This is a genomic window from Variovorax sp. AC194, from assembly GCF_979257995.1.
Genome location: NZ_OZ409823.1, coordinates 1,062,493 through 1,084,562, shown reverse-complemented (window position 1 = coordinate 1,084,562; position 22,070 = coordinate 1,062,493). Strand labels below are relative to the sequence as shown.

24 protein-coding genes and 1 riboswitch are annotated in these 22,070 nt (G+C 66.9%); of the genes, 12 read left to right on the top strand and 12 right to left on the bottom strand.

Annotated features, from left to right (window positions below; translation table 11 throughout):
* Window positions 1–6: 6 nt before the first annotated feature.
* Together dtd and ACZYRS_RS05130 are read right to left on the bottom strand one after the other, a co-directional pair.
* Entirely contained in the window at window positions 7–450 is a 444-nt protein-coding gene (gene dtd / locus ACZYRS_RS05135; protein ID WP_463418364.1) for a D-aminoacyl-tRNA deacylase, read from the bottom strand.
* Window positions 447–1,367 carry a cation diffusion facilitator family transporter gene (locus ACZYRS_RS05130; RefSeq protein ID WP_463418363.1) on the bottom strand — a complete coding sequence of 307 codons (921 nt, stop codon included), beginning with the start codon at window positions 1,365–1,367 and terminating at the stop codon, window positions 447–449. Before ACZYRS_RS05130 ends, dtd begins: the two co-directional genes overlap by 4 nt.
* Before the next feature lie 192 nt (window positions 1,368–1,559).
* On the opposite strand from ACZYRS_RS05130, the gene ACZYRS_RS05125 reads away from it, so the two are divergent.
* Window positions 1,560–2,018, top strand: coding sequence for a FecR family protein (locus ACZYRS_RS05125; RefSeq protein WP_463418362.1), 459 nt, complete (start codon window positions 1,560–1,562; stop codon window positions 2,016–2,018).
* Between the two features lie 5 nt (window positions 2,019–2,023).
* Complete coding sequence (locus ACZYRS_RS05120; RefSeq protein ID WP_463422453.1) at window positions 2,024–2,641, top strand: OmpA family protein; 618 nt, start codon at window positions 2,024–2,026, stop codon at window positions 2,639–2,641.
* Window positions 2,642–2,651: 10 nt separating this feature from the next.
* On the opposite strand, the gene tyrS is transcribed toward ACZYRS_RS05120, so the two are convergent.
* Window positions 2,652–3,860, bottom strand: a complete 1,209-nt coding sequence (tyrS, locus tag ACZYRS_RS05115) for a tyrosine--tRNA ligase (RefSeq protein WP_463418361.1) — start codon at window positions 3,858–3,860, stop codon at window positions 2,652–2,654.
* A 183-nt stretch (window positions 3,861–4,043) separates the two neighbouring features.
* Here tyrS and ACZYRS_RS05110 point away from each other — a divergent pair, with 183 nt between their 5' ends.
* Both ACZYRS_RS05110 and ACZYRS_RS05105 read left to right on the top strand, forming a co-directional pair.
* Window positions 4,044–5,390 (top strand): M23 family metallopeptidase, encoded by a 1,347-nt coding sequence (locus ACZYRS_RS05110; RefSeq protein WP_198786644.1) that lies wholly within the window; start codon window positions 4,044–4,046, stop codon window positions 5,388–5,390.
* 39 nt (window positions 5,391–5,429) lie between these two features.
* Window positions 5,430–6,554 carry an anhydro-N-acetylmuramic acid kinase gene (locus tag ACZYRS_RS05105; protein WP_463418360.1) on the top strand — a complete coding sequence of 375 codons (1,125 nt, stop codon included), beginning with the start codon at window positions 5,430–5,432 and terminating at the stop codon, window positions 6,552–6,554.
* Between the two features lie 3 nt (window positions 6,555–6,557).
* On the opposite strand, the gene mdtD is transcribed toward ACZYRS_RS05105, so the two are convergent.
* The 5 genes from mdtD to ACZYRS_RS05080 form a co-directional block, all read right to left on the bottom strand.
* Window positions 6,558–7,991, bottom strand: coding sequence for a multidrug transporter subunit MdtD (gene mdtD / locus ACZYRS_RS05100; RefSeq protein WP_463418359.1), 1,434 nt, complete (start codon window positions 7,989–7,991; stop codon window positions 6,558–6,560).
* A gap of 87 nt (window positions 7,992–8,078) precedes the next feature.
* Window positions 8,079–8,444, bottom strand: coding sequence for an iron-sulfur cluster insertion protein ErpA (erpA, locus tag ACZYRS_RS05095; protein WP_013543663.1), 366 nt, complete (start codon window positions 8,442–8,444; stop codon window positions 8,079–8,081).
* A gap of 182 nt (window positions 8,445–8,626) precedes the next feature.
* The gene (rpsI, locus tag ACZYRS_RS05090) at window positions 8,627–9,019 is read right to left on the bottom strand and encodes a 30S ribosomal protein S9 (RefSeq protein ID WP_007827948.1); all 393 of its coding nucleotides are present in this window, start codon (window positions 9,017–9,019) and stop codon (window positions 8,627–8,629) included.
* 12 nt (window positions 9,020–9,031) lie between these two features.
* Window positions 9,032–9,463 (bottom strand): 50S ribosomal protein L13, encoded by a 432-nt coding sequence (gene rplM / locus ACZYRS_RS05085; RefSeq protein WP_013543664.1) that lies wholly within the window; start codon window positions 9,461–9,463, stop codon window positions 9,032–9,034.
* 216 nt (window positions 9,464–9,679) lie between these two features.
* Window positions 9,680–10,105, bottom strand: a complete 426-nt coding sequence (locus tag ACZYRS_RS05080; protein WP_463418358.1) for a hypothetical protein — start codon at window positions 10,103–10,105, stop codon at window positions 9,680–9,682.
* Between the two features lie 190 nt (window positions 10,106–10,295).
* On the opposite strand from ACZYRS_RS05080, the gene ACZYRS_RS05075 reads away from it, so the two are divergent.
* Entirely contained in the window at window positions 10,296–11,246 is a 951-nt protein-coding gene (locus tag ACZYRS_RS05075; RefSeq protein ID WP_463418357.1) for a 23S rRNA (adenine(2030)-N(6))-methyltransferase RlmJ, read from the top strand.
* Between the two features lie 17 nt (window positions 11,247–11,263).
* Here ACZYRS_RS05075 and ACZYRS_RS05070 read toward each other — a convergent pair whose 3' ends face one another.
* The 4 genes from ACZYRS_RS05070 to ahcY all read right to left on the bottom strand — a co-directional run bounded on the left by ACZYRS_RS05070 (window position 11,264) and on the right by ahcY (window position 15,037).
* Window positions 11,264–11,881, bottom strand: coding sequence for a septal ring lytic transglycosylase RlpA family protein (locus tag ACZYRS_RS05070; protein ID WP_463422452.1), 618 nt, complete (start codon window positions 11,879–11,881; stop codon window positions 11,264–11,266).
* 83 nt (window positions 11,882–11,964) lie between these two features.
* Entirely contained in the window at window positions 11,965–12,789 is an 825-nt protein-coding gene (metF, locus tag ACZYRS_RS05065) for a methylenetetrahydrofolate reductase [NAD(P)H] (RefSeq protein ID WP_463418356.1), read from the bottom strand.
* 10 nt (window positions 12,790–12,799) lie between these two features.
* Window positions 12,800–13,591 (bottom strand): TlyA family RNA methyltransferase, encoded by a 792-nt coding sequence (locus tag ACZYRS_RS05060; RefSeq protein WP_463418355.1) that lies wholly within the window; start codon window positions 13,589–13,591, stop codon window positions 12,800–12,802.
* A gap of 6 nt (window positions 13,592–13,597) precedes the next feature.
* On the bottom strand, window positions 13,598–15,037 hold the full coding sequence (gene ahcY / locus ACZYRS_RS05055; protein ID WP_198786651.1) for an adenosylhomocysteinase: 1,440 nt from the start codon (window positions 15,035–15,037) through the stop codon (window positions 13,598–13,600).
* Window positions 15,038–15,110: 73 nt separating this feature from the next.
* Window positions 15,111–15,180, bottom strand: a riboswitch (S-adenosyl-L-homocysteine riboswitch).
* A 129-nt stretch (window positions 15,181–15,309) separates the two neighbouring features.
* Here ahcY and ACZYRS_RS05050 point away from each other — a divergent pair.
* From ACZYRS_RS05050 to ACZYRS_RS05020, 7 genes are all read left to right on the top strand, one after another.
* The gene (locus ACZYRS_RS05050; protein WP_463418354.1) at window positions 15,310–15,945 is read left to right on the top strand and encodes a hypothetical protein; all 636 of its coding nucleotides are present in this window, start codon (window positions 15,310–15,312) and stop codon (window positions 15,943–15,945) included.
* A 192-nt stretch (window positions 15,946–16,137) separates the two neighbouring features.
* The gene (gene phaP / locus ACZYRS_RS05045; protein WP_463418353.1) at window positions 16,138–16,641 is read left to right on the top strand and encodes a TIGR01841 family phasin; all 504 of its coding nucleotides are present in this window, start codon (window positions 16,138–16,140) and stop codon (window positions 16,639–16,641) included.
* A gap of 18 nt (window positions 16,642–16,659) precedes the next feature.
* Window positions 16,660–17,577 carry an alpha/beta fold hydrolase gene (locus ACZYRS_RS05040; protein WP_463418352.1) on the top strand — a complete coding sequence of 306 codons (918 nt, stop codon included), beginning with the start codon at window positions 16,660–16,662 and terminating at the stop codon, window positions 17,575–17,577.
* Window positions 17,578–17,606: 29 nt separating this feature from the next.
* Entirely contained in the window at window positions 17,607–18,044 is a 438-nt protein-coding gene (locus ACZYRS_RS05035; protein ID WP_463418351.1) for a hypothetical protein, read from the top strand.
* Window positions 18,041–19,114, top strand: coding sequence for an alpha/beta fold hydrolase (locus ACZYRS_RS05030; protein WP_463418350.1), 1,074 nt, complete (start codon window positions 18,041–18,043; stop codon window positions 19,112–19,114). Before ACZYRS_RS05035 ends, ACZYRS_RS05030 begins: the two co-directional genes overlap by 4 nt.
* Window positions 19,111–19,713 (top strand): GNAT family N-acetyltransferase, encoded by a 603-nt coding sequence (locus ACZYRS_RS05025; RefSeq protein WP_198786657.1) that lies wholly within the window; start codon window positions 19,111–19,113, stop codon window positions 19,711–19,713. Before ACZYRS_RS05030 ends, ACZYRS_RS05025 begins: the two co-directional genes overlap by 4 nt.
* 139 nt (window positions 19,714–19,852) lie before the next feature.
* Window positions 19,853–22,042, top strand: a complete 2,190-nt coding sequence (locus tag ACZYRS_RS05020; protein WP_463418349.1) for a hypothetical protein — start codon at window positions 19,853–19,855, stop codon at window positions 22,040–22,042.
* The last annotated feature ends 28 nt before the right edge of the window (window positions 22,043–22,070 follow it).

Sequence of the window (22,070 nt, the reverse complement as noted above, 5' to 3'; positions counted from 1 at the left end):
AAGCAGCTACGCGGACATCTGCAGGGGGATGGTGACCGGCCCGTCGTTGACGAGGTGCACCTGCATGTCGGCGCCGAATTCGCCGGTCGCCACCACCGGGTGCGCGGCGCGTGCTTGCGCCACGAAGTAGTCGTAGAGTCGGCGGCCCTCGTCGGGCGGCGCGGCCTGCGTGAAGCTGGGGCGGTTGCCGCCGCTCACGTCGGCTGCCAGCGTGAACTGGCTCACCACCAGCAGGCCGCCGCCGATGTCCTGCACGCTGCGGTTCATCTTGCCGGCCTCGTCCGAGAAGATGCGCAGCTTGAGGATCTTGGCGAGCATGCGGTCGGCGAGCGCGTCGCCGTCGCCGCGTTCCGCGCACAGGAGGATCAGGAGGCCGGCATCGATGGCGCCGACGGTCTGGCCGGCAATGTCGACGCGGGCGTTCGCGACGCGCTGGAGGATGGCTTTCATGGGTGTGCTGGTTCTTCCACGGTCCGGGTGGCGCGCGCTTCCATGGTGAGCGGCAGCAGCTGGATGGTGACGCGCAGGCCGGGCACGGCGTCCATCAGGGCCTGCTCGAGCTGGTCGCGCATGGCGGCGGCGTGCTGCAAGGTCCAATCGCCGGGCACGTGCATGTGCAGGTCGGCAAAGCGGCGCTGGCCGGCGCCGCGCGTCACCATGTCGTCGAAGCGCAGGCGGCTGCCCTCGGGCTGGCGTGCCGCGAAGGCGTCGAGCGTGGCGCGCACGGTGGCCAGGGTTTCGGCGTCCAGGGCTTCGTCCATCAGGCCCTGCGACGAGCGCCACACCAGCTTGACGCCCTCGCGCACGATGTTGAGCGCCACGCCGATGGCCAGGAGCGGATCGAGCCAGAGCCAGCCGCTGAAATGCACGCCGACGATGCCGATCACCACGGCGGCGGAGGTCCAGACGTCGGTCATCAGGTGGCGGCCGTCGGCCTCCAGCGCAATGGAACGGTGGGTGCGCGCGGCGCGGAACAGCATCACCGCCAGCGCCGCATTGAAGCCCGAGCTGAGCACCGACAGCGCCAGGCCCCAGCCCAGTTGCTCGAGCGGCTGGGGCGACAGCAGCCGCTGCACCGACACCCACAGGATCGCCACCGCGGCGCCGACGATCAGGATGCCTTCGAAGCCCGAGGAGAAGTATTCGGCCTTGTGGTGGCCGTAGGGATGGTCGTCATCGGCCGGCCGCTCGGCGATCGTCACCATTGCCAAGGCGAACATGGCGCTGGCAAGATTGACGAACGACTCCATCGCGTCGGAGATCAGGCCCATCGAATTGGTCATGTAGCCCGCCAGCCCCTTGAGCACGATGGTGACCAGAGCCACGGCCACGGAGACACGGAGCAGAGTTTTGGGAGTGAGCGTCATGGGCAATCGGAACGCAGATTCGGCAAAAGACGACGCAAAAAGCGGCAAAAGGACGCAAGATGACGCTGAATTATCAGCGCAGTGTCCACATGTAACGCCTTCGGCCTAATATTTGTGACCAATTGCGAAACATTCTTCGCAGAGAGTCGGATGATGAAAAACCTTTTGAACGTTTTGGGTGGCCTTGCCTTGATGGGCACCACCATGATGACCCAGGCCCAGACGCCGCCCGCCGCGCCGGCCGCCCCTGTTGCCGCCGTTGCCGAACTCCAGGCCGGTTTCGTGAAATCGGTGCGTGGCAACGTGCAGTTGCTCAGCGCCGCCGGCACCACGCGCACCGCCGCCGCCGGCGATGCACTGGGGTCCGTGGACCGCATCGTGACCGGTCCCGATTCTTCGGCCTCCGTGGTTCTTCGCGACGACACGACCCTGGTGGTCGGGCCCTCCTCGCGCATGGACCTGAAGGAGTTCCACTTCGACTCCACCACGCGCGACGGCGGCCTCCTGGTCTCGCTGCTGCGCGGCTCGATGCGCATGATCACAGGCCTCATCGGCAAGACCAACCCCGACGCCGTGCGGGTCGAGACGCAAACGGCCACCATCGGCATCCGCGGCACCGACTTCATCGTGCAAACCGACGGGCAGCCATGATGATGATGACGAAAACCCCGTCGCACCGCCTTCTCCTTCTCCCCACCGCACTGATCACCCTCCTGCTTGCCGCCTGCTCGACGCCGGGCACGCGGGTGGTCCTGCTTCCGCAGGCTGACGGCAAGCCGTCCGCCGTCGTGGTACGTGCCAAGGATGGGGAGGAAATCCTCTCCCAGCCCTACCAGCGCGCCACGGCCGCGGTGGGCGCCAAGGGCGCGCCGGTGGTCGACCAGGCCGATTCGGCCAAGGTCCAGGCGGACAACAAGCCGCTGTTCGACATGCGCCCGCCCCCGCCGCAGCGCTACACGGTGTTCTTCGAGGTCGGCGGCACCACGCTGACCCCGGCGTCTCAGCAGATCATGACCGAGGCGCTGGCCGCGGCACTGGCGCGCAGCGGTGGCGACATCGTGGTGACGGGCCACACCGACACCAAGGGCACCGGCGAATCGAACGACCAGCTGTCGCGCCGCCGGGCGCAAGAAGTGGTTCAGTTGTTCGTCGAGCGGCAGTTCCCTGCCAACCGCGTCGAGGCCGTGGGCCGCGGCGAGCGCGACCTGGCCGTGCCGACCGCCGACGAGGTGGACGAGCCGCGCAACCGGCGCGTCACCATCGAAGTCCGCTGACCGCGGGCGATCAGCTCAGGGTCACGCGCGCAAATTTGCGCTTGCCGACCTGCACCACGTAGCTGCCCGCGGGCAGCTTCAGCGACTTGTCGCTGATCACGACCGAGTCGACGCGCACCCCGCCGCCGTCGATCAGGCGGTTGCCGTCCCCGGCTGAAGACGCCAGGTTGGCCTGCTTGAGCAGTTGGCCGATGCCCATCGGCGCGCCACTGAGCGACACCTCCGGAATTTCGTCCGGCACGCCGCCCTTGCTGCGATTGATGAAATCCTGCTCCGCCGTCTCGGCCGCCGCCGCGCTGTGGAAGCGCGCAGTGATCTCCTTGGCCAGCGCGACCTTCGCATCCTTCGGATTGCGGCCGCCGGCGATTTCGGCCTTCAGCGCCTCGATCTGTTCCAGCGACTGGAAGCTCAGCAGCGTGTACCAGCGCCACATCAGGTCGTCGGAAATCGACAGCACCTTGGCGAACATGGTGTTGGCGTCTTCGCTGATGCCGATGTAGTTGTTCTTGCTTTTGGACATCTTCTCGACGCCATCGAGCCCTTCCAGCAGCGGCATAGTGAGTATGCACTGCGGTTCCTGGCCGTATTCCTGCTGGAGATGGCGGCCCACGAGCAGGTTGAACTTCTGGTCCGTGCCACCCAACTCGAGGTCGCTCTTGAGCGCCACCGAGTCGTAGCCCTGCATCAGCGGATAGAGGAATTCGTGCACCGAAATCGACTGGCCGGCCTTGAAGCGCTTGTTGAAGTCGTCGCGCTCCATCATCCGGGCCACCGTGTACTTGGCGGCCAGCTGGATCATTCCGCGGGCGCCCAGCGGGTCGCTCCACTCGGAGTTGTAGCGAATCTCGGTCTTCTCGGGGTCCAGCACCAGGCTGGCCTGCTTGTAGTAAGTCTGGGCGTTGGCCTCGATCTGCTCCCGGGTGAGGGGCGGACGGGTGTTGTTGCGGCCGGAGGGGTCGCCGATCGTGCTGGTGAAGTCGCCGATCAGGAAGATCACCCGGTGCCCCAGGTCCTGGAGCTGCCGCATCTTGTTGAGCACCACCGTGTGGCCGATGTGGATGTCCGGCGCGGTCGGGTCGAGCCCGAGCTTGATGCGAAGTGGCGTTCCGGTCGCCTCGGAGCGCTGGAGCTTGCGCACCCACTCGTCCTGCGGCAGCAACTCGTCAGCCCCACGGAGGGATATTTCGAGCGCACGTCCTACACTATTTGAGAGGGTCATGGATGTAACAGATTCGGCCTTTACGGGCTTTTTTGGCTGACTTTTGGGATGCCGAAGCTATACTCAGCCCGACTTTTCAAGCGCCGAATTCTAAGCGGCGCTTTTTCCGCACCGTCTCCTGCCGCCCTGAACGCACTGGGCCTTGCAGCACGGATTTGCAGAACCTGAGCTGGAATTCATAGTTTGATCAACGGCATTCTTGCCGCCGAGGAGCTTCTCGCTTCTCGCGTGGCCTATACGTTCCGTACCTATCCCAAGCAGATCACGGCGCTCATCGCCGCGGCCATGCTGAGCGCCGGCACCCTCGCGGTGGCCTCGCTGGGTCCTGACGCTTCCGACCTTCCGGTCCACCAGATCCTCGAAGCCACGGCGCCCCAGTCTTTCGCAGACCAGACGGCTTCTCTCGAGAACTTCAGCTTCACGCTGTTTCGCACCGACATCACCCGCTCGAGCGACACGGCCGAAGCCCTGCTGAGGCGCCTGGGCATTTCCGACCCCGCAGCCACCGCGTTCGTGCGCGGCAGCGGCGAAGCCCGCAATGCGCTGTTCGCCCGCGCCGGCCGCACCATCACGGCCGAAGCCACGCAGGAAAACCAGCTCAAGAAGCTGAGCGCCCGCTGGATTCCCGACGGCGACGGCGGCTTCAAGCGCTTCGTCATCGAGCGCACGCCGGTCGGCTTCGTCGCTCTCACCGAGCGCGACACACTGACGCCGGGCACGCGCCTGGCCAGCGGCACCATCCGCACCTCGCTGTTCGCCGCCACCGACGATTCGCGCATTCCCGACGCGGTGGCGAGCCAGCTGGCCGACATCTTCGCGGGCGACGTCGACGTGCGGGCTCTCCGCAAGGGCGACCGCTTCGCCGTGGTCTACGAGACCTTCGAAGCCGACGGACAGGCGCTGCGCAGCGGCCGCGTGCTCTCGGCCGAGTTCGAGAACAACGGCAAGATCCACCAGGCCGTCTGGTTCCAGCCCCCGGGCGCGGGCCAGAAGGGCAGCTACTACCGCCCGAACGGCGACAGCCTGCGCAAGGCCTACCTGGCGACGCCGGTCGAGTTCTCGCGCGTCTCCAGCGGTTTCGCGATGCGCATGCATCCGATCCTGAACAGCTGGCGCCAGCACAACGGCATCGACTACGCAGCGCCCACCGGCACCTCGGTGCGCACGGTCGGGGACGGCACGGTCGATTTCGCGGGCACGCAGAGCGGCTACGGCAACATCATCATCATCACGCACCGCAACAACCAGCAGACGGCGTATGCGCACCTGAGCCGCATCGACGTCAAGGCCGGCCAGAGCGTGAGCCAGGGCCAAGCGATCGGCGCCGTGGGCTCCACGGGCTGGGCCACCGGTCCGCACCTGCACTTCGAATTCCGCGTGGGCGGCGTCTACCAGGACCCGGCCACCATCGCGCAAGAAGGCGGCGCCCCGATCACCGCGGCGCTGCGCCCGGCGTTCGAGCGGATCGCAGTCGGCGCCCGCACCGAGCTGGCCGCCGCGTTCTCCGTCATCCAGGCCAGCGCGGACTGAGCACGCTCGCAGCGGTCTTCTCCAGACACCGATCCTGAGATGGCCGCCGAGCTTTTCATCGGCCTGATGTCGGGCACGTCGCTCGACGGCGTCGATGGCGTGCTTGCCGACCTTTCCGACGGCCGGATCGCGGTGAAGGCCTACGCCACCGCGGAGTTTCCCGTGGCCTTGCGCGCGGAGCTCATGGCACTCAACACCCCCGGCGACAACGAACTGCATCGCGCGGCGCTGGCCGGCAACGGGCTCGCCCGGGCCTATGCCGGCGTGGTCCAGCAACTGCTGGCGGACAGCGGCATCGCCGCAGGAGCGATCACCGCCATCGGCGCGCACGGGCAGACGGTGCGCCACCGGCCGCTCGAATTCGACGACATCGGCTACACCCTGCAGATCAACAATCCCTCGCTGCTGGCCGAGCTGACCGGCATCGACGTGGTCGGCGACTTCCGCAGCCGCGACCTCGCCGCCGGCGGCCAGGGCGCGCCGCTGGTGCCGGCGTTTCACCGCGCCCTGTTCGCGCGTGCCGACGAAACCGTCGCGGTGCTGAACATTGGCGGCATTTCGAACCTGAGCCTGCTCCCGGCCACCAATGCGCCGGACGGCGCCATCGTGCTGGGCTTCGACTGCGGCCCCGGCAACGCGCTGATGGACCACTGGTGCCAGACCTACCAAGGCCAGCCCTTCGACCGCGGCGGCCAGTGGGCGGCCAGCGGGCAGGTGCTGCCCCAACTGCTCGCGCTACTGCGGGCCGATCCGTATTTCGCCAAGGCGCCGCCGAAAAGCACGGGGCGCGACCTGTTCAACCCGACCTGGCTGGCCTCGCACCTCGGGACCACGGCCATGGCGCCTGCCGATGTGCAGGCCACGTTGACGGAGTTGACAGCCAGCACCTGTGCCGCCGATCTCGTCAGCTACGGAAAAGATAGCAAGCTGCTGATCGTCTGCGGCGGTGGCGCGCTGAACGACCATCTCCTTGGACGCCTGCGCGCGCTGCTTCCCGGTGTGCAGGTGGTGGCATCGACCGAGCAGGGCCTACCCCCTCAGCAGGTCGAGGCCGCGGCGTTTGCCTGGCTCGCGCGGTGCACCGTCCGGCGCGAGGCGGGCAACCTGGCCAGCGTGACCGGCGCGCGCGGCGCCCGGGTGCTGGGCGCGATCTACCCGGCCTGAGCCTCAGCCCTGACCGGAAACCTCCGGTTGCGCAGGCTGCGCTGCGCGCACTTCTGCGGGCAGATGCCAGAAGATCAAGGCAGATGCCACCGTGATCAGCCCCATGCTCGCAAAAGTGGCCTGGAAGGCGTCAAGCGTGTGCGCGGACGTCTCGGTGCCGAAGATGCCGTTGTAGCCCGCCAGCACCGCACCGGCGGCGGCCACGCCCAGGCTCATCGCCAGCATCTGCACCATCGACAACAGGCTGTTGCCGCTGCTGGCCATGCTGCCGTCCAGGTCCTTGAGCGTGATCGTGTTCATCGCTGTGAACTGCAAGGAATTGACCGCACCGAAGGCCAGCAATTGCAGCACGTGCAGCACCATGGGCTGGCCGGGTGCCGTCAGGCCGAAGCTGGCCATCGTGCAGCCCACCAGCACCGTGTTGACCACCAGCACCTTGCGATATCCGTGGCGGGTGATCAGCGGCGTGGCAAAGCGCTTCATGGCCATGCCCGCGAGAGCGATCGGCAGCATCATCAGGCCGGCCCGCACCGGCGAATAGCCCATCGACACCTGCAGCAGCAGCGGCACGAGAAAGGGCATGCAACTGCTGCCTAGCCGCGAGAACAGGTTGCCAATCAACCCGATGCTGAGCGTCGGCACGCTGAACAGCGAAGGCGCGAACAGGGGCTCGGGCGTGCGCGCGGCACGCAGCCAGTAGGCCACCACGCTCGCGAAGCCGAAGATCAGCACGACCATCACGCCGCCCTGGCGCAGGCCGAGTTCGGACACGCCATCCAGCGCCAGCGAGATCGCCACCATGCCGAAGGCCAGCATCGCGTAGCCCACACTGTCGAAGCGCTTCTGGATGGCGCCGCGCAGGTCCGGCATGTACTTGAGCGTGGCGATGCAGCCCGCCAGGCCGACCGGCACGTTGATCAGGAAGATCCAGTGCCAGGAGGCGTACTGCACCAGCCAGCCGCCCAGCGTGGGCCCCAGCAAGGGGCCTATGAGCCCCGGAATCGCGACGAAACTCATCGCCTGGAGGAATTCGCCTCGCGGCACCGTGCGCAGCAGCGCCAGGCGTCCCACAGGTAGCAGCAACGCGCCGCCCAGGCCCTGCACCACCCGAGCGGCCACGAGCTGCCCCAACCCCTGCGACAGCGCGCAGAGCACCGACCCGGCGGCGAACAGCACGATGGCCGCGAAGAAGATGCGCCGCGTGCCGAATCGGTCGGCGATCCAGCCCGAGGCGGGGATCAGCATCGCCATCGTGAGCGCATAGGCCACCACCACCGATTGCATCCGCAGCGGGCTCACGCTCAGGCTCGCGGCCATGGCCGGCAGCGCCGTGTTGATGATGGTGGCGTCCAGCGTCTGCATGAAGAAGCCGACGGCCACGAGCCACAAGAGGCTCTTGCGGGAGGGATCGACGGCGGTGGCGGCTTCGGACGTCATGGAAGAAGGAAAGCGAAAAACGACGGGCAGCAAAAAGCCGCCCGGGGGCGGCTTTCTTGGAGGGGCCTTGTGAGCGGCATCCAGGCATCAGGCCGAGAAGCTCGATCCGCAGCCGCAGGTGCTGGTGGCGTTCGGGTTCTTGATCACGAACTGGGCGCCTTGCAGGTCTTCCTTGTAGTCGATCTCGGCGCCGACCAGGTACTGGTAGCTCATGGCATCGATCAGCAGCGACACGCCATTCTTGGTCATGGTGGTGTCGTCTTCGTTGGTGATTTCATCGAAGGTGAAACCGTACTGGAAGCCGGAGCAACCGCCGCCCTGCACGAACACGCGCAGCTTCAGCTCGGGGTTGCCTTCTTCGGCGATCAGGTCGGCCACCTTGGCTGCCGCGCTGTCGGTGAAGACGATCGGCTCGGGCATCTGGGTCTGGATGTTTTCGGCTACGGCGCTCATGGGGGGTAACTCCTTGGGGGGCCGGACATGCGGCCAATGGAACGAATGCTACTGCAATGCCGCATTTCCGGCAGGCTGACTGTGGCGTGCACCCCAACGCAAGTGGGGTCGGATGCGCCGCACGCCAAGTACTGGCAACGAAAAAGCCGCCCGAAGGCGGCTTTTGTTCGCAACGAACAGGATCAGCGCTTGCTGAACTGCTTGCGGCGACGGGCGGAGTGCAGACCGACCTTCTTACGTTCGACTTCACGCGCATCGCGCGTCACGAAGCCGGCTTGGCTCAGCACGGGCTTGAGCGTCGCGTCGTAGTCGATCAGCGCGCGGGTGATGCCGTGGCGCGTTGCGCCGGCTTGACCCGATTCGCCGCCACCGTTCACGTTGACCATCACGTCGAAAGCTTCGAGGTTGTTGGTCAGCGCCAGGGGCTGCTTGGCAATCATGATCGAGGTTTCACGGCCGAAGAACTCTTGGATGTCCTTGCCGTTGACCGTGATCTTGCCGGTGCCTTTTTTCAGAAACACACGGGCGACGCTCGATTTGCGACGGCCGGTGCCATTGTTCCATTCACCAATCATTCTCAAGGCTCCTTACAGTTCCAGCACTTTGGGCTGTTGGGCGGTATGCGGGTGCTCTGCGCCACCGTAGACCTTGAGTTTCTTGATCATCGCGTATCCCAGCGGGCCCTTGGGCAGCATGCCCTTGACGGCCTTTTCCAGGGCACGGCCCGGGAACTTGGATTGCATGTCGCGGAAGTTGGTGGCACTGATGCCGCCCGGGTAGCCCGAGTGACGGTAGTACACCTTGTCGATCGACTTGGCGCCGGTGACGCGCAGTTGTGCTGCGTTGATGATGACGATGAAGTCACCGGTATCGACGTGAGGCGTGTAAATGGCCTTGTGTTTGCCGCGCAAACGGAGAGCAACTTCGCTGGCTACTCGTCCGAGGACCTTGTCGGTCGCGTCAATCACAAACCACTCGTGCGTCACGTCAGCGGGCTTGGCGCTGAACGTTTTGGTCATGAGTTTTTCTCTTGAAAAGAGGGTTTGGCGAGCCCTTTTCCACGGTCGGCGTTCCTCTGATGGGAATCTCTTAGGTGGGTTTTCATTCGCCCCGCAAGCGGGTTGAATGCCTTCGCCGCGGGGCTACAAAAACGCTGCGAAGCCTGCGATTATATGAAGAATCGGCCGATCTGGCCAATTTCCGCCGTCGCCGGGCTTCGCGCGGGGCGCTGCAGCTCAGCGGGCCGGCGCGGCCACCGGGCTGGCCACGGCAACGCCGGTGTCGATCTTGCGAACCAGGGTGCCGGTGTCCAGGCTTTCGTCGCGGTGCCCGCTGCGGTCGTACAGGCGCTCTTCGCCGATGACCATCTGGATCCACGTCGGGTACGTGTAGGCCGTGCCGGCGCTGTCGTCGACCGCAGCGCCGATCACGCCGCCTGCAATGGCGAAATTGCCCAGGAAACCGATGTTGGGGCGCGAGATCGCCTGGCCGGTGGCCACGCCCTGCCCGTCGACGGCGCACTGGATCACGAGGTCGGCCCGCGAGCGGCGCACGCCGATGACCCGGCCGGAGCGCATCCTCACCTTGGCCTTGTCGTTGACCGCCCGGCATCGCGCATCGGGAATGAGCTCGCCCTTCTGCGACAGGACGTCCACGCGCATCGGCTGATCGAGCCCCTGGCTGACAGCGGCACAACCGCCCAGGACCGACAAAATCCCCATCGTGGCCGCGAGGCCCCAAAATCTCCAGTTCGACGGACTCATCCTGTTTCCCTCTAGTTTTGTAATTTGATGTTACCGCAGCCTCTGTTGATAGGCTGTTGCACATCTGCCACCTATCCGGAATCCCCTCATGTTCAGTTACCGCCACGCCTTCCATGCCGGCAACCACGCCGACGTGCTCAAGCACACGGTGCTGATTGCCACGCTCGACCACCTGCTTGAAAAAGAAGCAGCACTCACGGTCGTCGACACCCACGCCGGCGCGGGCCTCTATCGGCTCGATGGCGACTACGCCGACACCAGCGGCGAAGCGGCAGACGGCATCCTGCGTCTGTTGGCCCCTCTCAAAGAGCCCGCCGCACCCGCGCCCGCCGCGAAATCGGCGGCCAAGAAAGCGGCTCCGGAAGCCGAGGCCCCGTTGGCCGACGCGATCGCGCGCTACCTCGGCGTGATCCACGACTTCAACCCCAAGGGCGGCGCCCGCGTCTACCCCGGCTCGCCGTTCATCGTGCAGCACCTGCTGCGCGACCACGACAAGCTCAAGCTGTTCGAGCTGCACCCCACCGACGCGCGCACGCTGGACGCCAACATCGCCCAGCTGGAGGCCGGCCGCCAGATCGCCGTGCTGCGCGAAGACGGCTTCGGGAGCGCCACCAAGTTCCTGCCGCCGCCGTCGCGCCGCGCGCTGGTGCTGATGGACCCCAGCTACGAGATCAAGAGCGACTACGCCCGCGTGCTCGACTTCGCGGCCGAGGCGCTCAAGCGCTTCGCCACGGGCACGTATGCCGTCTGGTATCCGATCATTCCGAGGCCCGAGGCGCACGACCTGCCGCGCCGGCTCAAGACCATGGCGACCAAGGCCGGCAAGCCATGGCTGCATGCCACGCTGACGGTCAAGTCGAGCAAGCTGACGGCCACGCCCACCGGCGAGACCAAGCGTCCGGGTCTCCCGGCCAGCGGCATGTTCCTGATCAACCCGCCCTACACGCTCAAGCCCCTGCTCGCGGCGGCGCTGCCGCAGCTGGCGGAGAAGCTGGCGCAGGACCGCAACGCGACCTTCTCGCTCGACAGCGGCGGCTGAGTCGCCCTCTTAGCGCCTCAACGGCGCCGCCGCGGCGGCACGATCACCTTGCGCCGGGCCGGCACCGCGGCCTTGGCGCGGTCGGCGCCCGGTGCCACCGGCGCGGCGGCCTCGCCCGGCTCGGCCTGCACACCGCCGCAACGCATGCCCCCGGGCCCGACGACCGACAGCGCCACCTGCTTGATGCCCAGCCCGATGCGGTCGGCGGCGGCCCGGCTCAGGTCGATGACGCGGCCCTGCGCATAGGGGCCGCGGTCGTTGATGCGCACCAGCACCTCGCTGCCGTTGACCAGGCTGCGCACGCAGACGCGCGTCCCGAACGGCAGGGTCTTGTGGGCGGCCGTCAGGGCCGTCATGTCGAAGCGCTCGCCGCTGGCGGTCTTGCGCTGGTGAAACTGGATGCCGTACCAGGACGCGCCGCCGCGCTCGAAGATATCGCGCGGCCCGTCGTCGCCGGGCACGCCGTCGTCGGGCGTCAACTCGCCGGTGCCGGACACCGCGAGGTCATAGCGCACCCACGGCACATCCGAGCGCGCCGAAGCGCCCGGCGGAACCGCCAGCCCCTTCGACAGCGGCCGCAGGCGCGAGCCCGCCGCCGCACCCGGATCGGTGCCGCCCTCGGTGGCGGGCGGCATGGCGCAGCCCGCAAGCACGCAGGTGGCAGCGACGATCGCAAGGCGAAGCCCCGCGCGCAGCGACGAACCTGCGGCGCGCCCTCTCAATCGAGACGCTCCAACACAGCCAGCGTCGCCGCCGACTGGTTCATCGTGTAGAAGTGGATCGCGGGTGCGCCGCCGTCACGCAGGCGCGCGCAGAGGTCGGTCACCACGTCCAGGCCGAAGGCCTTGATCGAGGCCGTGTCGTCGCCGAAGCCCTGCAGGCGCAGCCGAATCCAGCGCGGAATTTCGGCACCGCAGGCGTCCGAGAAACGCATGAGCTGCGTCGAACTCGTGATGGGCATGATGCCCGGCACGATCGGCGTGTCGATGCCGAGCTTGCGCACATCGTCGACGAAGCGGAAGTAGGCCTCGGGGCTGAAGAAATACTGGGTGATGGCCGAATCGGCACCCGCCTTCACCTTCGCGGCGAAGGCCTGCAGGTCGGCCTCGGGCGAGCGGGCCTGCGGATGCACTTCGGGATAGCAGGCCACCTCGATATGGAAGTCGCGGCCCGTTTCCTCGCGGATGAAGGCCACGAGATCGCTCGCGTAGTGGAATTCCCCGCCGATGCCGTAGCCGCTCGGCAGGTCGCCGCGCAGCGCCACGAGGCGCTTGACGCCCATGGCCTTGAGTTCGGCCAGTTGCTCCCGCACCGTGGCCTTGGTGGCACCGATGCAAGAGAAATGGCTGGCGGCATCGACGCCTTCGCCCAGGATCTCCTGCACCGCACCGAAGGTGCCCTGGTGCGTGGAGCCGCCGGCACCGTAGGTGACCGAGCAGAACTGGGGCTTGCGCACGTACAGCTGCTGGCGCACGGCGCGCAGCTTGACCGCGCCTTCGGGCGTCTTGGTCGGGAAGAATTCGAAACTCAGCGGAAGGCGCACCTGCGTCTCCTTAGGAGCCGTTCGCGCCGGACGCGCGCACGGCGTGAATGAAAAACTCGCGGTTGCCGTCGCCACCGGCGATCGGGCTGTCGAACCACTGCAGCACGCGCAGCTCGAGCGCGGCGCACGCATCGCGCAGGCGCTTCTCGACGATCTCGTACATCGCCGCATCGCGCACGATGCCGCCCTTGCCGACCTGGCCGGGCTGCAGTTCGAACTGCGGCTTGACCAGCATCAGGAGCTGGCCGTCGTCGGCCAGGAATTCGACGACTGCCGGCAGCACCAGCGTGAGCGAAATGAACGACAGGTCGCCCACGATCAGGTCGAAACGCAAATCGGACGGCGCTTCGCCTTCTTCCTCCTGCAGATCGTCCGGTGACAAGGCCCGCGCATTGACGCCCTCGATGGCGACGACGCGCTCGTCCTCGCGCAACTTCGCATGCAACTGCCCGTGGCCGACATCGACACCCACGACCTTCGTCGCGCCGCGTTGCAGCAGGCAGTCGGTGAAGCCGCCGGTCGACTGGCCCACATCGAGGCACAGCTTGCCGGCGGGATCGACACCGCTCACAGTGAGCGCGCCTTCGAGCTTGAGTCCGCCGCGCGAGACGTAGCGCGCCTCGGCCGCGTCGTCCAGTTCGAGCTCGGCGGAATCGGGCACCTCGTCCTTGTTCTTGACGACCGAGCGCCATGCGTCGCTCGTGCCCGCATCGCGCCAGCGCATGCCGCCGGCAATGAGCCGCACGGCCTGCGAACGCGACGCGGCGAGGCCGCGTTCCACCAGCAATTGATCAGCGCGCATGGACGCTTAGTAGCGGTACGTGTCCGGCTTGTACGGGCCGTTCTTGCTCACGCCGATGTAGGCGGCTTGCGAGTCGGTCAGTTCGGTCAGCATGGCGCCGACCTTCTTCAGGTGCAGGCGCGCGACCTTCTCGTCCAGGTGCTTGGGCAGCACGTAGACCTTGCCGGCCTGATACGCGTCCTGCTTGGTGAACAGCTCGATCTGCGCGATGGTCTGGTTGGCGAACGACGACGACATCACGAAGCTCGGGTGGCCCGTGCCGCAGCCCAGGTTCACCAGGCGGCCCTTGGCCAGCAGGATGATCTTCTTGCCGTCCGGGAAGGTGATGTGGTCGACCTGCGGCTTGATCTCTTCCCACTCGTACTTCTCGATCGACGCGACGTCGATCTCGTTGTCGAAGTGGCCGATGTTGCAGACGATGGCCTGGTCCTTCATCTTGGCCATCGTGTCGTGCGTGATGACGTCCTTGTTGCCGGTGGTCGTCACGAAGATGTCGGCCTTGTCGGCGGCGTATTCCATCGTCACGACCTTGTAGCCTTCCATCGCGGCCTGCAGGGCGTTGATCGGGTCGATTTCGGTGACCCACACCTGGGCGCTCAGGGCGCGCAGGGCCTGGGCCGAGCCCTTGCCCACGTCGCCGTAGCCGGCCACGCAGGCCACCTTGCCGGCGATCATCACGTCGGTCGCGCGCTTGATGCCGTCCACCAGCGATTCGCGGCAGCCGTACAGGTTGTCGAACTTGCTCTTGGTCACCGAGTCGTTCACGTTGATGGCGCGGAACAGCAGCGTGCCCTTGGCGCTCATCTCGTTCAGGCGGTGCACGCCGGTGGTGGTCTCTTCGGTCACGCCGATGATCTCGGCGGACTTGCGGGTGTACCAGGTCGAATCGACAGCCAGCTTGGCCTTGATCGCGGCGTACAGGATGCGTTCTTCTTCGCTGGTCGGGTTGGCCAGCACGCCCAGGTCTTTCTCGGCGCGTTGGCCCAGGTGCATCAGGAGGGTGGCGTCGCCGCCGTCGTCCAGGATCATGTTGGGGCCTTCGCCCTTGGAGTCCTTCGGGCCGAAGTCGAAGATGCTGTGGGTGTAGCCCCAGTAGTCTTCCAGCGACTCGCCCTTGATCGCGAACACCGGCGTGCCCGAGGCGGCGATGGCCGCGGCGGCGTGGTCCTGCGTCGAGAAGATGTTGCACGAGGCCCAGCGCACGGTGGCGCCCAGGGCTTGCAGCGTCTCGATCAGCACGGCCGTCTGGATGGTCATGTGCAGCGAGCCCGTGATGCGCGCGCCCTTGAGCGGCTGCGCCTTCGAGAACTCTTCGCGGATGGCCATCAGGCCGGGCATCTCGGTTTCCGCAATGCGGATTTCCTTGCGGCCCCAGGCGGCGAGGGACAGGTCGGCAATCGCCTGGTCGGCGGTCAAAACGGGGGTGGGCTTGAGAACAGCGCTCATGAGAACTCCAAAACTGGTTTGAAAGATGCCACTGCGTACGGGGGTCTGACGGAAAAGGACTCACCGCGAGAACAGCGGGTGAGCGTGGTTGCGATGTGGTCCGAGCCTCACGCCTTGATGGCGCTGCAACGCTCCTCGGAACGGCGGATTGTAGACGGGGTGCCAGGCCGAGCCAACCGCTGGGGTATCCCACATGACGGGAAGCGCGTTTCGTTGTCGAGGCGTACATTGATCCGCACCCCAACACCAAGATGCAAGACGCAAGACCCCCCATGTTCTCCAGAATCCCCTCGACCCTGCTGGCCTCGGCCGCACTTCTCGCCGCTGCCGCCCTCCCGGTCATCGCCTCCGCGCAAGCGGCCTCCGAACAAGTCCGCATCCGCGGCACCATCGTCCGCGTCGACGCCAAGACCCTCGTCGTGCAGGACCGCGGCGGCGAAGTCGTCAGCCTCGCGCGACCGGCCGACATGCAGCTGTCGGAGGTCTACCAAATCAAGCTGGCCGACATCAAGAAAGGCAGCTTCATCGGCACCGCCGCCATGCCGCAGGCCGACGGCTCGCAGAAGGCGCTCGAAGTCGTGGTGTTCCCCGAGGCCGCACGCGGCACCGGCGAAGGCCATCGCCCGTGGGACCTGTTGCCCGAGAGCACCATGACCAACGCCACCGTCGCCGACCTGGCCGCGGCGCCGAAATCGGTGAAGGGCGGACAGCAGCTGCGCCTGACCTACAAGGGCGGCGAGAAGACAGTCATCGTGCCGCCCGACGTGCCGGTCGTGACCTTCCGCCCCGGCACCGATGCACTCCTGGTGCCCGGCGCCAAGGTGCTGGTCAATGCGCAGGAAAAGAACGGCACGCCCACGGCGCTGCGCGTGACGGCCGGACGCAACGGCTTCGCGCCGCCGATGTAAGCCTTCGCGGCAGTCGCGGGCATTCGCGGGCTTCGCGATACAGGCATTCAATATCCAAGGGAAATCCCGCAGGCATTTTTGTTGCCGCGGGGACCTTGGCCGTGCCGGTGCGGCGTATCGTGGCGAGGGACTTTTGCCGTCCGGCCGGTCCTTGCCATTCACCCGTTCACCCGACACAGGAGATACCGCACCATGGCCACTGCCAAGAAAGCCGCCGCCAAGAAGACCACCGCCAGCAGTAGCAGCAGCAGCGCCAAGACGGCCGCTCCCAGCGCCGCCGACATGCTCAACCCGCTGAAGAACTTGAAGGGCATGACCGATCGCCTGCAGGAACTGAACCTCACCGGCGGCGCGGGCAAGCTGCTCGAGAACGGCCGCAAGGATTTGCAGGCGCTGATGCAGGCCAACGAAAAGTCCTACCAGGGCCTGCAGACCGTGGTGCAGCGGCAGACCGAGATGATCAAGAGCGCCATCACCGAATGGCAGACGGCCGCCAAGGAAATGCCGGGCAAGGACGCCAAGGCCAACCTCGCCAAGCTCGACGAACTCGGCCGCCAATCGTTCCAGCGCGCCATCGACGACATCAAGGAGCTGGCCAACCTTGCGGCCAAGTCGCAGGCCGATGCCTTCGACGTGGTGCGTCAGCGCATCCAGTCCAACGTGGACGAAGTGACCAAGCTGCTGCAGCGCAAGTAAGCGCAAGGCGCTCGCGCGATGACCGCCGTCCCACCCCGCACCGAGCGCCGCACGCTCGCCAACGGCATCGAGATCGCGTGGGACAGCTTCGGCGACCCCGACGCGCCGCCGCTTCTCCTGATCATGGGCCTCGGCGCCCAGATGGTCGCCTGGGACGACGCGTTCTGCGCGCGCCTGGCCGAAGCCGGCGGGCACCGCGTGATCCGTTTCGACAACCGCGACATCGGCCATTCCACGCACCTGCCGCACCTGGGCATTCCCGACATCCAGGCGCTGATGCTGCAGGCCATGGCGGGCAAGCCGCTCGCGGTGCCCTACACGCTGCGCGACATGGCGGCCGATTGCATCGGCCTGCTCGACGCGCTCGACATCGACCGCGCGCACATCGTGGGCGCATCGATGGGCGGCGCCATCGGGCAGGAGTTGGCCATCCATCACCCGGAGCGCATGCGCTCCTTCACCAGCATCATGTCCACGACCGGCAACCCGGCGCTGCCGCCGCCCACGCCCGAGGCGATGGCGGTGCTGTTCTCGCCCACGCCGCTCTCCTTCGATGCCTTCCTGCCGCACTACAGGAAGGTCTGGCATGTGCTGCGCGGCCCCGACTTTCCGCTCGACGAGGCGCGCGACGCCGAGCGCGCGCAGCTCATCTTCCTGCGCGGGCTCAACCCGGGCGGCGTGGCGCGCCAGCTGGCGGCGATCTTCGCGTCCGGCAACCGCAAGCCCGCGCTGCGTGACGTGCAGGTGCCCACGCTGGTGATCCACGGCGACGCCGATCCGCTGGTGCCGGTGGCCTGCGGCGTCGATGTGGCCGATGCCATTGCGGGCGCGAAGCTGCTGCGCATTCCGCGCATGGGCCACGCGCTGCCGGTGTCGATGTGGCCGCAGATCATCGACGCCATCGCCGCGCACACCGGGCAGCGCCGCGACCATTGACCGACCGATAGACGACGGGGCCTCTGTCCATGAACAAGTTCTCCCCCCTCGACCCGATGGCCATGTGGCGCGAGCTCACGGCCCAATGGGAAAAAAGCACCAACGAATTCGCCAACGAGACCATGGCCTCGGACCCGTTTCGCCAGGGCATGCACGGCGGCATGAACGCATCGCTCACCGCGCAGAAAGGGCTGGGCGAGCTGATGGCGCGCTACCTCACGATGCTCAACCTGCCCACGCGCGCCGACATCCAGGCGCTGGGCGAACAGTTGCAGCGCATCGACGATCACTTGGCGAACATCAGCCGCGCGATGGAGGGCGGGCGCGGTCCTGCAACCTCCGCGGCCACGGCCGCGCCACCCAAGCCGCGCCGCACCAAACAGCCGCCGCAAGCTGCCGCCGCCGTGAAAGCCCCGGCACCGCCCCCCGCACCGAAGCGCCCCGCAAGAAAGCGCAGCGCGCGATGAACGCCATCGCCGACGCACTCGCCCTGCCGGACATCGGCGCGGAGATCGAGCGCGCGATCCAGCGCAACATCAAGGGCCTGGACTTCCTCACCTCCGCCACGCCCGCGGTCGGCCAGACGCCCAAGGACGAGATCCACCGCCGCGGCACGCTGAGCCTGTACCACTACCGCCCGCTGGTCGACGAGATCTACCGCGTGCCGGTGCTGATGGTGATGGCCACCACGAACCGCGCGTACATCTTCGACCTCGCGCCCGGCCAGAGCATGGTCGAGTACCTGCTGCTCAAAGGCTACGACGTCTACGTGATGGACTGGAACGCGCCGCGCGCCGACGAGAAGCGCCTGCGCATCGAGGACTACGTGCTCGACTTCATTCCCGATTCCATTCGCCGCGTGCAGGAAGATTCGGGCGAGGAAGACATCACCATCGCCGGCTATTGCATGGGCGGCGTGCTCTCCACGCTGTACGCGGCGCTGCACCCGGGCGGACCGATGAAGAACCTCGCGCTCTTCACCACGCCCATCGACTTCAGCCGCATGAAGCTCTTCCATGCGTGGTCGGACCGGCGCTATTTCGACGTCGACCGGCTCATCGACACCATCGGCAACGTGCCGCCCGAGATGCTGTTCGCCTCCTTCGACATGCTGCGTCCCGCGGGCCGCGGCGCCGGCGTGGTGCAGCTGTGGGACAACATGGCCAACGACGAGTTCGTGAAGTCGTACCGCATGTTCGACCGCTGGGGCGCCGAGATGCTGCCGCTGGCCGGCGAGTACTTCCGCCAGACGGTGAAAGAGCTGATGTGGGACAACAAGCTCTTCAAGGGCGAGCTGGTACTCGGCGGGCGCAAGGTGCTGCTGGAAAACATCAAGGTGCCGGTGCTGCACGCGCTCGCGCAGCACGACCACATCGTTCCCTACGAGGCCGGCCAGCCGCTCATCGCGAACATCGGCTCGGCCGACAAGGAAGAGGTCGTCCTCAAGGGCGGCCACGTCAGCCTGGCCGCGGGCGCCAACGCGGTGCGCCGGCTGTGGCCCAAACTCGACGACTGGCTTGGAGTGCGATCGACATGACCATCACCTTGGCCTCTTCCTCCCGCAACTACCCGCGCATGGTGCCGAACGGCGACGGCGACATCGAGCTGCGCCTGATGACCGCGTACGACGCCCCCGCCGTGCTCGCGTTCGCGAAGGCGCTGCCCGCGCACGACCTGCTCTTCTTGCCGCGCGACATCACCGAGCCCAAGGTGATGGGCGCGTGGGTGCGCGCCATCGAGCGCGGCGACATCGACAGCGTGCTGGCGGTGCGCGGCAGCACAGTGCTCGGCTGCGCGGCCGTCATCCGCGACCCGCATTCCTGGTCGGACCACGTGGCCGAGCTGCGCGTGCTGGTCGCGCCGGCGCTGCGCGGCAGCGGCCTCGGCCAGCAACTAGCGCAGGAGGGCTGTGCGCTGGCGGTCGAGCGCGGGCAGGAAAAGATCGTTGCGCAGATGACAGTCGACCAGCGCGGCGCCATCGCCGTCTTCCAGGCGCTGGGCTTCCGGCCCGAGGCGTTGCTGAGCAAGCACGTGAAGGACCGCCAGGGCCAGGCGCATGACCTGGTGGTGCTGAGCAACGACGTGGCGCAGTTCGAGGCGCAGATGCGGGCGTATGGGGTGACGGAGGCTTTTTAGGGCCTCGGCGATAACAATTGCGCGGTTTTTGTAATCAAAAGCATCCAGAAATAAGCGGCTGAAGCTACGATCCATCGGTGCCCGGAGGGGGCGCGAGGTCGGTGCGCATGGCACCGGTGAGCGGATCGGAGAAAAAACAATGAAGACGACATTCGCTGCGCTGTGGAGCGCGGTTGTTCTGTGCGTGGGCCTGACGGCTTGTGGCGGGGGCGGAGGAAATGGCAGCGGGAGCGGCATCGCCGCGCCGATGGCGGCCGATGCCGGTGGGCCTGCCCTTTCAGGTGCGCCGGCGCTCCAGGCGCCGGGCGATGAAGAAGCGCCGTCGCTGACGGCCCAGACGGCGACGAGCGCAGCCCTCGACGCACAAGCCATCGCGGCGCGCCTGAACGCCGCGGATGCGCGCAACGGCGTGTACTACGTCTATGCCGCGAACGGCACCAATGGCACGCGGCAAAAGTTGCGCGTCAACTTCGACACCAAGAGCTACACGCTGACCGACAACCTGGGCCAAACGACGTCCGGCACCTTCGGCGAAGACCCGGGCGAGCCGGGCACGTACCTCTTCGCGAGCAGCCGCCTCACCGGCGCGGTGAACACGGCGCGTTTTCGCATCACCGCCGACGCCATCGTCGGCGCGTTCCCGTTCGAGAAGCCGTGGTCGAACCCGGTCAGCTATCAAGTCACCGCCTTCATCGCGGCACGCGCCTTCGTCACCGAACCCGCGCAACTCGACGGCGAATACAACCGCTTGGGCATCAGCCTCAACAGCGACGGCAGCGCCGATTCGCAGATCGTGCCGATGCTCATCTCGGGCAAGGGCACGAAGTTGATGATGTGCTTCGACAACGCGATCAACCAGCCGGAAGCTTGTCCGCTGGAATCGCGGCGTGTCTACACGATCACGCCGGGCGCCGATTTCGTCTGGACCGGCACCAACGTCAATGCGCCCACCGACGTGCTGGGATTCCGCATGGCACGCATCGGCGGACAGAACGTGGCGCTGCTCGGGGGCAGCAGCGCCACGGCCCCCGACGTGCGGCCTTTTCGTATCGCGCTTCGCGACGTGACCACCTGGCCCACGGCACGCTACGTCGGCAGTTCCTCGGACGGCCGCTGGGGCACGAACCTCCTGGGCCCCGCGAGCACGTCGCGCGCCAGCTTCGATGCGACAGGAACATCCGCCACCCTTGCCCTGCCGGTGAACGACGTCGACCCCCGGATGCCCCAAGGCATCCGCCTGATCAACGGCAGCGGCGTGGACAGGTATTTCGCGACCCAGAACGGCACGCTGGCGGTGATCGTCGGCGCGCGCAATCCCGGAACGCAGGGCTACATCCAGATCGGCCTGTTCAAGGACAACGGCGGCGTCGATCCGCGAAGCGGCAGCTACCAGACCTACTCCGCGCAGCGCGATCCGGTGAAGCTGACGCTCGATTTCGATGCCGGCACCTACCAGATGAACGAAGCCTTTCAGCAGGCCAGCAGCGGCACGTTCAGTGCCGACCCCTCCGACCCCGGCAGCTACGTCTTTGCCAGCCCGCGCATCGCCGGGATCGTGAACACGGCGCGGTTTCGTGTGACTGACGACGCGATCGTCGGCGCATTCCCGTTCTTTGTGAACGCGCTCGCCACGCCCCAACACCAGGTCCAGCCCTTCATCGCGGTGCGCAACCTGGTCACGAGCCAGGCCGATCTGCCGGGCAGCTATGACCTGATCGTGGCCGGAACACCCGCAGCACTTGCACCCCGCTATCTGTCGTCCAGCATCGCACGGGTGGTCATCGGTCCCGACGGCGAGCTGACGAAGATCTGCAGGCTGACACCGGTCACGACCTGCGCCGATGAAGCGTCGCCGGGCGCCTTCGTGGTGTCCACGATATCGAACGAGTGGTACCTGTTCTCGGGAGACGGCTCGGCGCTCTTCACCTTCGTCGTGGCCAATGTGGGAAGCCGCAAGATCATGCTGGCATTCGGCCGCCAGTTCTACGGGAGCGACAACAAACTCGGCGCCTACCTGCTCCTGGGGCCGCGCCAACCCACCACCGACCCCGCCACATGGCTCACCGGCGCCGTGCACAGCTACTCGAGCGCGGGCGAACTGGGCGCGCTGGCCGTCGGCCCATCGAGCTATGCGGGCTCCTACCAGCGAGCCGATGGCACGACGGCACCGTTCGCGCTGACGCTCGCACCCGTGACGAACAACGGGCGGGTCATGACCGGTACCGATGCCGGCGGCATGCCGTTCCTCGCGATCAACGACGGGCGGTTCGTGTTCGCGATGCCTTCGAACGGCGATGCGAGCCAATTGCACATCGGCTTGGCGAATTGACGGCACGCCGCTCAAGTGGCGGGGGGAG